This window comes from Myxococcales bacterium, assembly GCA_016716835.1.
Taxonomy (GTDB): Bacteria; Myxococcota_A; Polyangia; order Haliangiales; family Haliangiaceae; genus JADJUW01.
This window is the reverse complement of the sequence record JADJUW010000002.1, coordinates 195,660-208,047: the sequence shown is the minus strand read 5'-3', so window position 1 is coordinate 208,047 and position 12,388 is coordinate 195,660. Positions and strand designations below refer to the sequence as shown.

Sequence of the window (12,388 nt, the reverse complement as noted above, 5' to 3'; positions counted from 1 at the left end):
TCCGAGGAAATATATGAGTGACGTCGTCTCTAGTTTTGAATTGCAGCTGACTCAGGTCGATGGCTATGAGTTCACCATCGCGTTTGACAAGCCGTTTGCGCCCTTGCGTACCGACGAGCCGGCACCACTTGGCCACGACGCCGGGCCCAATCCCTCGCGGATTTTAGCCGTGGCAATCGCCAACTGCCTCGCCGCGAGCCTGGTGTTTTGCTTGCAAAAAAAGGGCGAGCGCCTCACCGGGGTGACCGCCAGCGTGCACATGGAGATCGTTCGCAACGAGCAAAAGCGCCTGCGCATCGGCAAGGTAAGCGTGCAAATCAATGCCCCCATTGCACCAGACGCCGCGGCGCTAACCGGGTGCCTGGGGATGTTCGAGGATTTTTGCGTCGTGACCCAGAGCGTGCGCGATGGCATTGAGGTCGAGGTAAAGGTTAACGCCACGGGGCCCGCCTTGGCATGAGTGGGAAGAAACGGCCGCGCACCGAAAAGCGCATCGAGGCGCGCACCGCCCGCAAGGTGGTGAAGCTCAAGCAGCAGCTTGCACGCCTGGAGCGCGGAGGCAGCCCCGAGCAACCGATCATCGTGCCGACGCCAGCGGTCATCGGTTCCAAGGCGGCGTCGCATCCTTGCCCGCTTTGCGGCGGCGCACTGCGAGGCCAAGAGCAACGCGCCGAGGTGTTAGGCGAGCGACGCCTGCGCGCGATTAACTCGGTATGCCAGACCTGCGGCGCGCCCAACACGCTGTGGTTTCAGATCGTGCCGGTGCTTGAGAACTAAGCGCCTGCGTACAATGAGTGCCGGAGCATCGAATTCGACTACCGCGCAAGTTGGACATGATCGAGCAAGTTTTTTGGCGTCGGCAACGAACCGTCGCCCTCCGCATCTACGGCTTGCTCAATGAGCGCCAGGTTTTGCAACGTGGCGCCAACGCTGGTGCCATGCACATTGCCAAAGGTCGGGATGCCGCTGCCCTGCGCGACAGCGGAGATAAACGAAGCGGGCTCTAACGTCTTCGGCGGCAAAGAGCCCCACGCCGCGGCTGAATAGCAACTGCCGACATAGAAGTAGGGCGTATATGGCTTGCCGTTGGTGACGCTGGGCGAATCCAGGGCCCCGGCCAGGGCCGCGCAAAACCGCGCGAAGTCCGGCAAGTCGTCGGTCTTAGAGGTAGGCTCGCCGCTTTTGTACTGGAAGCGGATGGCTGGATCCTTTGAGCTCAAATCCTCAGCAAGCGCCAGCAGCACGAAAATTTGATCGATGGTAAACTTGGTAACGCCAAATTTCACGTCCGGGTGCGAGCCTCGGTGACGGTTAAGACGATTGATCAGATTGAGTATATCAAAATGCCAAATAGTGGCGGACCAAACTTCCTTCGTCGTTAGCTGATCTTGTTCTTGACACTGCAGCGTGATGCTGTCCGTCGACACGGTGACCGAGCAACCTAAGTCGTCTTGGCCGCGCGCATTAGGCCCATCACGCCCACCGTGGCCCGCCGTGATCACGCGGTCTACCTTGTATTGAGGCAACGCCGCGATGAGCTGCGCCGGCGTCTTAAACTCGAGGCGCTGGATCGAACCGTAGAGGTGGCCGACGGCGCTTTTTGCCTGGGCCAAATTGACGTTCGGACCATCGCCGTCGGACTCGCCGTCAACAATTAGCAGGCGGCGCTGACTGGGCACGCCTCAGCATAATACGCGTTGCATGCGTCAGGCAATGGTTGACTTGTTCCGTCGGTAACGTCGCACCTTAGCGCACGCTACATAAGGCTTATCCGCGCAGCGCGGCGATGAGCAGCTTGGGCAGCTTCCACACGCTCGGCTCGGCCTCCATGGCAAGCAGCCCCCTGCCGACGTCCGCGAGATGCTTGTGCGAGGCCGACCACACCGGCTTAGCCGCGTGCTTCCACGGAAACGTCAGCACCGACTTTTCGGGATAGTCGAACATAAACGTGTTGTGCACCGAGCCGCGCCCCGAGACGATGTTGTCGAGCGGATGGCCAGGAAAGGCGCCCCACGTGGTTTGCGCCAGGCCGTAGATCGCGCCGGCCCAACCATTGATCGCAACGCCGCCATAGCGCAGGCCCGCGATGAAGTTGTCAAACTGTGGCGCGGCTTGCGTCGCCGGGTTGGCGATGACCATGCAAGACAGCGTGCCCCAGCAGGCATCGTTGGCAAACGTTTGCGCGGCGTCAAAGTAGTCCGCGGCGCTCGCGGCGTCGAGCGTGCATTCGGCTAGCACGCCGCAAAAGGCTTCGTTAGAAAGCGCGTACTCTCCAGCCTTGGCGGGCACGTTCGGAATAAACGTCCATGGCACCACGCCCTCGCCGCGTTGCCCGAGCGCGAGATGTTGCGGGTAGTGTTTGAGGAACGCATCGTAGCGTTGCTGCGCGCCAGGATAGTAGGCTTTGCGTGGCGGCGCCTTTTGCAAGGCTCGCTGCAATGCCGCCAAAAATGGCTCGCGCAGCGCCCACCCCTTCCACGTCACCACCACCTTGGCGGCATTGCAGTTAAACGAGCCGTTTTGCGCGACCATGCCGGCGACCTGATCGGCCTGGTATTCAATCTCTTGCGGCGACCAATTGCCTGGCATGACGAGCACCGGCGTGACACAGCCGAGCTCAGACGTAATTGGCTTGGCCAACCGCGGCGTGCCGGCCTTTTTATTTTCTGCTTGTTCCTCGGCGGTGCCGCCCCAGATGATGGCGTCGTGCGTGCGGTCTGAGCCCGTAATGTGGATGGTGTCGACCTTGGGGTGGTCAGTTAGATATTGGCCGACCTCGGCGCCGCCATAGACAATCGCGAACAAACCGGCATCGACCAAAGCGCGAAACGCGCGCTCAATATGCGGCCCGCCCGCCTCGTTGACCGGGTTCATCTTCATGACGACGACTTCGTTGTCGATAAACATCTTGTGCAGCACGTCCATCGCACCAATGGAGGTGACGTTGCCCGCGGCGAGCACCAGCCCCACCGCGCCGTGTGCCGCTTTTTCGCGATAGGCACGGCCTTGCGTCGGCGGCTTGCCGGGTTCGATCCAAACGCTGGCCTTCCAACCGGTGTAGACCAAGCGGTCCCATAGATCCCACGGCAAGACGTCGGCGACCCACTGGCCACCGGGGCGTTGGCGCAACGCCAGTGGCTTGGGTTGCCCACCTGCTTCGAGCGACTTAATAAGTTGGCGAATGTTGCGCGCGGTCACCACGGGCCCCGCGAGCCAGTCTTCGCCATGCATTTGCCCGTGCGGATCGAGGCCTTTTATCCGCGAAATGGCCTCTGACCACGCGGCCGCCTCGTGCACCACGCCGCGCAAGGTGGCGCGGAGCAGCCGCAGGCGTTCATCAATCGGCGTCTTGGCCCAGGCGTCTTTGCGCTGCTGCAGGCGAGCCAAGATTTCATCCATCTGCGCGGTCGACGTGGCCGGCATGGGTGCGGTGGTGCTGGAGGCAGCGGCACGCGGGAATTCAGGCGAGGTCATGCCGCGACCTTATAGTTTATTGGCTAAATAGCCAAGGCATCCTCGCCCGCGCGTCCAAGGGAGCCGCGGTTTAGCGCGCAACGCGCATAGAAATTAAGCCATTTGCACGCGATTTTAGCTCGTGGCGCGGCCAAGGCTAATAAAGCGGCATCTCCCTAAGGAACAACTCGTGGGGCTCAAATCGCGCGCCCGCTTGGCCCATGCAGCGGCGGTAATTCAGCAAGCGTTCAGGGAGATGCGAGGGTTGGCCGATTTGGTCAAACACGCCCGAAACGAACGCGTTGGTCACGAAAATGCCATGCTCGCTGGGGCTAGGAAATTGGTAGTAACAGATATCGGCGCGCGGAATGGCGACCTTAAGTTTTTTGACACAAACGGCAACGTAGTCGACGACACGCCGCGACGCGGGCTGACAATCGGGCAGGTCGCGCCACGCGCAGCGACCGCTAATGCGGTTCGACATCTGGGTGCGTTCGACGAAACTGTTTATGAGGCTGCCGCGGCCGGTAAACACGTCCGTGGCCGCCGCGCTGGCATAGCCGCAGAGGCACTGAAACGCCTCGGTGAGCGCGCGCCGCAGCGCGATGACCGGATCGAGGTGACACCCACGGCCGCCCGCGTGATACCGCGTGAAGTCGTCGCGCGAGGTTAGGTGCGCCTCAAGCACGCAGACGCCAAGGTCGCTGGTTAGGTTGCGCACGCCGACGTCGTAACCCGACGCCTGCAGCACGTCGATGAGCCGAAGCGCGTCGGCATCGTCCACCGTCGCGAGGTCGAGCGACGGACAGGCGAGGCCCGTGGCTGGCGCGGAAAACCAGGCGTCGTGTTCGATGACTTCCAAGAGCCCTTCGAGCACTGCGTCCTCAAGGCTGCACCCCGCCGCGATGCCCGACGAGCCTCGTTTGGGCAAGGCGAGCCTGCCACCGGCGACTTGGAAATCCGCGGTCAGATATACGTTGGCCGCCGGCAACAGGATGGGGCGGTCACCAACAAGGTCCCGCCCCCACACCCAATCGATGGGCGTCGCGCGGGTAAATTGCTCATGATGAAGCCCGTCAAAGTGAGGCAACAAGCCCTCCGCAAAAAATTCCATGTCGATGGCGTGGGCTGCGACGTCTTGGTACGCCGCGCGGATTACCTGGGTGCCTCCGCGGTAAAAGCAATACAAGTCCTCGAACCACTCATATGCGGCCGAGCACCAAGCGTGCTGGCGTGTCAGCCCCTTGCCAATCGCGCGGCTGCTGGCTTGTCGTCGCACCACGCGGGCATCGGCCGCAAAACGCGGTTGCCCATCAAGCCGAATAAAGTGGAGGTCGCGCAGGAGCGGATGCGCGGCGACCAAGCGGTCCGGCGGCGTGTCGTGAACATATCGAACATGTACGCCAAGCGCGGCGAAGGCGGCGCGTGCGCGTTGCTCGGCCTCGGTAAGCCCAACGGTTCTAACGCCGCCGCCAACCTCGATGCCGGCCTGATCGCTAAACCCCGGCAGAGTTGGAGGCGTGGCCGCGTCCCGTGCGGAACCAAGACCATCGCGATTCATGCCGAAGCAGGCCGGACAATACGTGGAAGGCGAAAACGTCGTTGAGGTAAGCGATCCATTATTTGCGATGCGATGCAGCTCAGTACTCGTGGACGGCGGGGCGCCGCGAAAAAAGCTTTGCAACTGATTTAACACCGTCGAAGCGACAACCGTAACCGGCGCGGCTGCCGCTGCGCCCAGGCCGCCGAGGGTCAGCAGGGCCATGATGCCGACGCCCTGCGGCGCGTCGAGGCGGAAGTCACTGCTTAAAATCGAGCACCCTAGGCAAGGTGTGCGCCATGGCAGCACGAATGGGCCTACCACCACATCGCCGCGTTTTGGTTGAACAAACAGCACCGGCACGCCAGCCGCCAGGCATGCTTGATTCACCATCAGCAGCGCCGCCGTAGCGACGTTTTCTAAACACGCGACCACAAGCGTGCGATTTTCAATATGGCGCGCCAACTGGGCCGCGCTCGTTTTAGGCGGGGATGCGGCAGCTGCAGCATGCAGTTCGCGGTAAACGACTTGGATGCCGGCTTGTGCCTCAAGGGAGGCGTCGGCGGCGATGGTGCCAACATCAAGGAATTCAACCGCCACGCCGTTTGTCGTCAAATGCGTGGCGATGGCGCTGCCAAGCGTGCCATTGCCCACCACGACGACGTTGCCAGTCGCGGGTGACGTGGCTGGCTCGAGCGGCGCTTCGCCCGCGATCTCAAAGACGGTGCCCACCAACGCGTCGAGAGCTTCGATGAGGTCATCTGGCTCAAATTCGTCGGCTAGCCGCGCGACGACGTTCTCAACTCGCCCCCCGAGCTGCACCGCGCCAATGATGCTTCGCAGCGAGGCGGCGTCCAAGTCCCCGAGGCTCACGACGCCGCGGCCGTCATGCACGAGGCAACTGCCTTGTTGATTCGCAAGGACGTCAAGGCCCGCCATCATGCGCAGAGTATCGCTTGGCTTCAACATCGTGATGGTTAGCTTGGCAAGCCAAGCGTGATTTCGCCGACGGTTGGCTCATGCTCGAGATCTGCGCTTGGCAAAGGCAAGCCAACCCCAAGCGGACAACTGCCGAGGCCCAGCGCGGTCGAGGTTAGTTGGATGGTTTGCATCAGGCACCCTACTTCTTTGGCGACGAGCGCATAGGCGCCACCGCTATAGCCTTCGGCGACGCGCGCGAAGCGACTGGTCACGACGAGCACCACGGGAGGAAGTGAAGGCGACCCCATCGCGGCTTGGGCCCGCTGCAAGATGGCCTGCAGGTCCTTGGCGGTGCACGAGGTTTGCTCAAGCACGTGGCGTTGCGGGCAATAGTGATAAAGCCCCGATGACACGGCTTCGACGGCCGCAACGTTAATCGCCGCATACACCTCCAGCGAGTGCGCCGCGCCTCCGGATGGGTAAGGCCGCTGCACCTGTGAGACCCTGCCGCCTGGGTCGATAATTTCGCGAGTATTGCGCATGGCGTAGTAAAACAGCGCGGCAAGGCGTGGCAAGGCGATGGGCACTGCGCCGAAATCGCGAATGCAGCGGCGCAACGTGAGCGCGTCGCCCAAGGGCATCGAAAGGCTAGCCTCTGGCTGCGGCAACGCGATGACGAAGCCTCCAACGGGCGGCATGACGGCAGCCGTTGCCGGCGCGCTACTGAGCTTGCGCATCGCGTTGCGACTCGTCGCGTGGAACAGGGCATCGTGCGGTTCCCACGGCGACGCGGGGGCGTTGGCGGGGCGCAGAATTTGAAGTCCACACAGCTCGTCCACCAGGTCGGCCACCTCATCAGGGCTCATGCCCTCGATTTGGAGGCCCGTGCGCGGTCGGGGGGCCGCAAACGCATGCAAGATTTCACAAATACCAGGGTCATCAACGGCGAAGACATCGCCGGTTGGCTGGCACGAAATCACCAGCCGTTGGCCTGCCCACCGTACGACGGTGTTGGGATGAAGCTGCAGGCTATCGGGCACCGCGGCAACTAGGCGCTTGGAGTGTCATCGCAGCTAACGACTTTGGTCGGCGAACAAATGAACACCGAGTCGCCGCAGTCGCACGAATTCTGATCCAAGCTGCAGCCGTCGGTAATGCCGCACAGAAATGACCTGCAGCTATTGCACGCCCAGGCGCCGGCCTCAGCACCGGTGGCATTCGAGAGATTTTGAATCTTCAGCCGGGAGAGAGATAATTTTTTACGCGTCTCGTTTTTCATAATTGAAAAACTTCTACAACGCCGCGCCGCCGCCGAGCAATGCGAATGAGACCGCCCAAAACAGCCACAAACGCGCAGCGATGCATCGATTTTTCCAGCGCCTCGACCATGAATCAAAAAAAATACATCAGCGATTCAGAGACGTTGGCGGCGACGGCAAAACCGTGCAACCTCGTGAGATCCAGACAAACGTTGGAAACCGCAAAATGCTCGAATCGTTGCCGCATTTACAATTACCCCTGCCCGGCCCGACGCATTCCGGAAGGGTTTCGCCGGCTACCCGGGACCTGCAAAAGGGCGCTCCGTGACGGCGAGTCGAGGATGGTAGCTGGCACGAAATCTTCACAAACCCAGCCCGTCCAAGGTACGAACACCCCCATGCAAATAAAGCCCAACTGCGTGGTCACGGTGCACTACACCTTAACCGAGGGCACCGCCGATGGCCGCTTGGTCGAATCGACGTCCGGCGATGAGCCGCTTGGCTTCATCTTTGGCAATGGCTCGATGATTCCGACCTTTGAGCAAAACCTTGCCGGGCTTACCGCGGGCGATGCCTTTGCGTTTGCGGTGGCTGCCGCCGAGGCCTATGGCGTCTACGATGAAGCGGCCATTTTCGAGGTTGAGAAGGCCATGTTTGTCGATCCCAGCGGCAAGGTGCCCGACGGCGTGTTGACGGTAGGCAACGTGCTGCCGCTGCGCGATCCACAAGGCAATATGGTGCGCGCGTCGGTCAAGGCGATTGGCGAAACCTCGGTCACGCTTGACCTCAATCACCCCATGGCAGGGGTGGACCTTTACTTCACCGGCAAGGTTGAGCATGTGAGGCCAGCTGACCCCGACGAATTGCAGCACGGTCACCTTCATGGGCCGGGCGGGCATCACCACTGACCACACCGCTTGCCGCTCCTGCGCCAAGACGCGCTTAACCTATGGGAATGACACAAGCTCGCTGCACCGCACGATTGGAACGCGTCTTGCTTAACCCGTGCCATGCGAAAACTTAGCCATGGTGTTTTTACCCTGACCTCGAGCGTCGCTCTTGCGGCGTCGATCCTCGTGTCTCAGAGCGGTTGTATCGGCGAGCCCAGCGATGACGAATGGGACGACGGCGATCCGTTTGATCTCAAGAGCGGGCGCCCCGATCAATTAGTTAAGATGCCGTTTTATTTCAGCGTGCCCAAGGGCGCGGTGGATACCGAGCTCGCACGGCAAAAATATAGCTACCCAACGGTGTGGCAGGCCTCTGACGAAGTCGCCGATGCCGGCCTGCGCATTATTGCGATCAAGCAGAGCGGCACCACACCTGCCGCCAAGCGGTTGGCGCGCGAAGACATGTCGCGGCAACTCGCCAAGGCGGGCGTGCTACAGGACGGCGACATCGCGCTGACGTTTCGTCCCGAATTCGCCGGCTCAATGGCGTACCCACATATCCAGATGGGCGTCACCCACGCCAGCCTCGTCTACACCAAGAACGGCGCGGCGTTTAATGTCGATAGCCCGCTCGATAGCGAATACAGCGGCCAATTCAACGCCTTGCACTTTGCCGGCGGCGTGTCGGCAAGCGGCGCGGTCGATGCTGGCGTCGATGCGATCCAGATCGTGCGGCCGGCGGGCTTTGACGACGCGCGGCGTGCGCAGCTACGCGCGTGGGCCAAGTTAGTGGCCGGCAATCGCGCCTACGGCAAGGTAAAGTTCCAAAGCGACTATCTGATGCCGATCTTTGTCGCCAAGCAAATGACGACGCAACAAACCGTGACCGAGCTCGGCAAGATCATTCTCAATAAGAGTTCGGCCGAGTTGCCAATGTATTGCTCTGAGTTTGTCTGGCACATGTTGGCGCTGTCGGGCTGCACCGCGGCGGAGATCGAGGCCGCGGGCTCCGAGGGCGCGAGCTGCGTCGACCCAGTGTTTGCGCCAATGCCGCTGGTGAGCGCCAGCGACGACGGCGTGGGCCTCGCCGAAGGTCCGCTGCTGGCGCTGGCCGGCGCGGCGCTCGAGCTGCGCGATGGCCTGGTTGATGCCATCTTTGCCACCGGCGATAATGCCGCCCGCCTATCGTCGGGCCACCGCGCCGTCGCCGAGCAGGTGGCGCCACTAATGGCGGGCCTCTCGCAATTCTACAAGGCGCGCGCGGTTGGCGCGACGGCGTCCGAGATGAGCGACGCCGCCGCTGGCCTTAACGCCGGCGTCGGCGACGTGCCCAACTATTCACCAACTTCATTCCTCGTCGGCGCGATGCAGGCCGACGGCGTTCGCCCCCTCGAATACATCGCCACCGTGCTCTTCGTCGACGGCGCGACCTACACCAAGGCCAAGGGCATCAAGATGCCTGCTGGCGAATCGATTCCGCGCTAGCGCGCGATGAGGACGGAGCAAGGTGCGTGGCGCAGCACGGCCTCGGCGGTGCTACCGAGCAGAAAGCGCGCGACGCCGCGGTGGCTGTGTGCGCCGACGACGATCGCATCGGCGGACATTTCGTGGGCGCGCGCGACCAGGGCTTGGCCGGCGTAACCGAGCAAGGCGCGGATGGCGATAGGCGGTTGATGCGACGCGCGCTCGGCCGACTTGGCGACCGTAGCCTTGAGTTCTTCCATTAGCGCCGTCTCGACGTCGCTCCACACCGTGGATGACGCAAGCGACACCGCGGGGTCGAACGACCACGCCTGCAAGGGATCGCGCCACGCGTGAACGAGTTCGATGCTGGCACCCGGCGCGGCGATTTCGAGCGCGCGATCGAGCGCGACCTCGCCCGGAGGCGAGAGGTCGGTCGCGACCAAAATACGGCGAAAGCCGCCATCGGCGTGGTGATGATCGCCGCGCGTCACCAACACGCTCTTGTTAAATGAGCGCGCCGTGCGTTCCGCGACGCTGCCGATGAAAATGCGCCCGAGAAAACCCCGGCCATGGGTGCCGACAACAACCATATCGGCGCCGATTTCCTCGGCCGCGGTGGCGACGTCGCGATCGGCAAAGCCGGGCACGATCAGGGTTGAAATTTCCACTGACGCCCCGCCAGCGACGCGCTCGCGCAAGGCCTCGAGCTCGGCGCGATGCGACGCGAGCATTTCATTTGAGCGCTTGGTGTAGAGCTCGGCGGCCTGGCCGGCGGCGCGAGGGAATATCGCGGTCGCTGGCGGCAAGGTGGTGACCGAAATCATCGTCACCTTGGCGCCGTTGCGGCGGGCCAAGGTCACCGCGTAGCCCAGCGCTTCGTTCGAGCCAGACGAGAGGTCGATGCCAACGGCGATGTGTTTCAACATGGTGCGATAGTGTGCAGTTTTTGTGCCGGCACGCAACCGCTGGACCGGGACGGTTGCGGGTCGCGAAAAATGACGCCGATTCGCCGCGACCATGCAAACCCTGCGGCAGACGGGGGGGTAAACGCAAAATGTGCGCGATTCGGGCGATTTTTCGACCCGCGGCGCGCGTCTGGCTGGCACGGTACTCGCATAACCCCCCCCAGCGGCACCAGGGCCCGGTCATGGCAACGAAACTCGGAAGAATCTTAGTCGTCGACGATGAGGTCAACGCGCGCAGCGCGCTCGCCGAGCTTTTGCGCGACGAGGGCTATGAGGTCGAGACCGCGGCCGACGCCTTTAAGGCGCTCGGCAAGGTGGCAGAATTCGCGCCTCACGTCGTGCTGACCGACCTCAAAATGCCCGGCATGGACGGCATCGAGCTGGTAGCCGAGCTGCGCAAGCAGGACCCCAGCCCGGATATCATCGTCATGACCGCCTTTGGCGGCGTGGCCTCGGCGGTGGAAGCCATGCGCAAAGGCGCCCGCGACTACCTGACCAAGCCGCTCAATTTTGAAGAGTTGCTTATTTCGCTGGAACGCACGGTCGAAGGCCAATCGCTGCGCGTCGAGGCCGCCGAGCTGCGCAAGCGCGTAACCGATCGCGTGGCGCCGAAAAATATCGTCGGCGCCAGCCCGTCGATTCAACGTGTCTTCGAGGTGGTCGATCAGGTGGCGCCGTCGCGCGCCACCGTGCTCATTACGGGCGAGAGCGGCACCGGCAAAGAGCTGATTGCCAATGCCATCCACGAACGTTCGCCGCGTGCCGGCGGCGCCTTCGTCAAGTTGCACTGCGCGGCGCTCGCCGAGTCCTTGCTTGAGAGCGAGCTTTTTGGCCATGAAAAGGGCGCCTTTACTGGAGCGGTAAATCGCCGCGATGGACGCTTCTCGATGGCCGATGGTGGCACTCTGTTTCTCGACGAACTCGGCGATATCAGCCCAAATATTCAGGTCAAGCTGCTGCGCGTCTTGCAAGAGCAAGAGTTCGAGCGGGTCGGCAGCAACACGCCGACGCGCGTCGATGTGCGCCTAATCGCCGCGACCAACCAAGACCTCATGGCGGCGGTGCGCGCCGGCCGCTTTCGCGAAGATCTCTATTACCGGCTCAATGTCGTCGCGATCGAGATGCCGCCGTTGCGCGATCGGCTGACCGATCTGCCGCTGCTGGCGCAGCATTTTCTGCATCGCTTTGCCGTCGCAAACCAAAAGCAAATTACCGGCATCAGCGCCGCCGCGATGAACGCCATGAACCATCACCGCTGGCCCGGCAACGTGCGCGAGCTCGAGAACATGATCGAACGCGCGGTGGTCATGACCAAAGGCTCGACCATTGAACTTGGCGATCTGCCCGCCCTGCTCAGCGAGCTCGTGCAGAGCAGTGCGAGCGCGGCCGGGGGCAATGCCATGCCGCCCATTCCCGGCGCCAAGCTCGCCGACATCGAAAAATACGCCATACTGGAGACGCTTAAGGCGACGGGCGGCTCGACGTCCAAGACCGCCGAGATGCTCGGCGTCGGCGTCCGCACCATTCAGTATCGCCTCCACGAATACAGCTCGGGGGCGCGCTCAAGCGAACCCGTCGTGGCGCCGACCAAGCGCACTGATCGATCATAACGCGCCATTCTGGGCTAGGTGGCGGCGGTCAGTGGCGCGCTATCGTACCGGCAGGTGGCGCACGTTTCTTCCGCGAGCATAGATTGCAGGGCGGTGTGGCTAGCACCTCGGGATGTGGATACCACAGCCGTCTCGCTGTGCCCCGGAGGGGTGCTATCTGCGAGCAGGAAGACATGTGCGCTCACCTGCCGGTCCGCACGCTATCTGCGAGCAGGAAGACACGTGCGACCACCGGCCGGTCCACCATCTATCTGCGAGCAGGAAGACACGTGCGCTCACCTGCCGG

The 12,388-nt window shown here is 62.5% G+C and carries 11 protein-coding genes; 6 read left to right on the top strand and 5 right to left on the bottom strand.

Going from position 1 to position 12,388, the window contains the following annotated elements; translation table 11 throughout:
• The first annotated feature begins 13 nt into the window (after positions 1–13).
• Both IPL79_15720 and IPL79_15715 read left to right on the top strand, forming a co-directional pair.
• Positions 14–460, top strand: a complete 447-nt coding sequence (locus IPL79_15720) for an OsmC family protein (GenBank protein ID MBK9072428.1) — start codon at positions 14–16, stop codon at positions 458–460.
• Entirely contained in the window at positions 457–777 is a 321-nt protein-coding gene (locus tag IPL79_15715; GenBank protein MBK9072427.1) for a hypothetical protein, read from the top strand. The genes IPL79_15720 and IPL79_15715 overlap by 4 nt, the downstream gene beginning before the upstream one ends.
• Before the next feature lie 38 nt (positions 778–815).
• On the opposite strand, the gene IPL79_15710 is transcribed toward IPL79_15715, so the two are convergent.
• The 4 genes from IPL79_15710 to IPL79_15695 all read right to left on the bottom strand — a co-directional run bounded on the left by IPL79_15710 (position 816) and on the right by IPL79_15695 (position 6,954).
• A complete protein-coding gene (locus IPL79_15710; protein ID MBK9072426.1) occupies positions 816–1,679 on the bottom strand; it encodes a hypothetical protein in 864 nt (287 codons plus the stop codon).
• Positions 1,680–1,767: 88 nt separating this feature from the next.
• Positions 1,768–3,474 (bottom strand): aldehyde dehydrogenase family protein, encoded by a 1,707-nt coding sequence (locus IPL79_15705; GenBank protein MBK9072425.1) that lies wholly within the window; start codon positions 3,472–3,474, stop codon positions 1,768–1,770.
• 136 nt (positions 3,475–3,610) lie between these two features.
• Positions 3,611–5,935, bottom strand: a complete 2,325-nt coding sequence (locus IPL79_15700) for a YcaO-like family protein (protein MBK9072424.1) — start codon at positions 5,933–5,935, stop codon at positions 3,611–3,613.
• 35 nt (positions 5,936–5,970) lie between these two features.
• Positions 5,971–6,954: a SagB family peptide dehydrogenase gene (locus tag IPL79_15695; protein MBK9072423.1), complete on the bottom strand. Its 984-nt coding sequence runs from the start codon at positions 6,952–6,954 to the stop codon at positions 5,971–5,973.
• Positions 6,955–7,195: 241 nt separating this feature from the next.
• On the opposite strand from IPL79_15695, the gene IPL79_15690 reads away from it, so the two are divergent.
• The 3 genes from IPL79_15690 (at position 7,196) to IPL79_15680 (ending at position 9,548) form a co-directional block, all read left to right on the top strand.
• Positions 7,196–7,501, top strand: a complete 306-nt coding sequence (locus IPL79_15690; GenBank protein ID MBK9072422.1) for a hypothetical protein — start codon at positions 7,196–7,198, stop codon at positions 7,499–7,501.
• Positions 7,502–7,571: 70 nt separating this feature from the next.
• Positions 7,572–8,081, top strand: coding sequence for an FKBP-type peptidyl-prolyl cis-trans isomerase (locus IPL79_15685; GenBank protein ID MBK9072421.1), 510 nt, complete (start codon positions 7,572–7,574; stop codon positions 8,079–8,081).
• A gap of 102 nt (positions 8,082–8,183) precedes the next feature.
• Positions 8,184–9,548 carry a hypothetical protein gene (locus IPL79_15680; GenBank protein MBK9072420.1) on the top strand — a complete coding sequence of 455 codons (1,365 nt, stop codon included), beginning with the start codon at positions 8,184–8,186 and terminating at the stop codon, positions 9,546–9,548.
• Here the strand turns inward: IPL79_15680 and IPL79_15675 are convergent.
• On the bottom strand, positions 9,545–10,453 hold the full coding sequence (locus tag IPL79_15675) for a universal stress protein (protein MBK9072419.1): 909 nt from the start codon (positions 10,451–10,453) through the stop codon (positions 9,545–9,547). The genes IPL79_15680 and IPL79_15675 overlap by 4 nt on opposite strands.
• 221 nt (positions 10,454–10,674) lie before the next feature.
• On the opposite strand from IPL79_15675, the gene IPL79_15670 reads away from it, so the two are divergent.
• Positions 10,675–12,102 (top strand): sigma-54-dependent Fis family transcriptional regulator, encoded by a 1,428-nt coding sequence (locus IPL79_15670; protein MBK9072418.1) that lies wholly within the window; start codon positions 10,675–10,677, stop codon positions 12,100–12,102.
• Positions 12,103–12,388 lie beyond the last annotated feature (286 nt).

Bases quoted from the DNA above. Each gene is read 5' to 3' on its own strand.
- IPL79_15705 (MBK9072425.1), bottom strand. From the start codon at position 3,474: ATGACCTCGCCTGAATTCCCGCGTGCCGCTGCCTCCAGCACCACCGCA.
- IPL79_15685 (MBK9072421.1), top strand. From the start codon at position 7,572: ATGCAAATAAAGCCCAACTGCGTGGTCACGGTGCACTACACCTTAACC.
- IPL79_15670 (MBK9072418.1), top strand. From the start codon at position 10,675: ATGGCAACGAAACTCGGAAGAATCTTAGTCGTCGACGATGAGGTCAAC.
- IPL79_15720 (MBK9072428.1), top strand. From the start codon at position 14: ATGAGTGACGTCGTCTCTAGTTTTGAATTGCAGCTGACTCAGGTCGAT.
- IPL79_15680 (MBK9072420.1), top strand. From the start codon at position 8,184: ATGCGAAAACTTAGCCATGGTGTTTTTACCCTGACCTCGAGCGTCGCT.
- IPL79_15700 (MBK9072424.1), bottom strand. From the start codon at position 5,935: ATGATGGCGGGCCTTGACGTCCTTGCGAATCAACAAGGCAGTTGCCTC.
- IPL79_15675 (MBK9072419.1), bottom strand. From the start codon at position 10,453: ATGTTGAAACACATCGCCGTTGGCATCGACCTCTCGTCTGGCTCGAAC.
- IPL79_15715 (MBK9072427.1), top strand. From the start codon at position 457: ATGAGTGGGAAGAAACGGCCGCGCACCGAAAAGCGCATCGAGGCGCGC.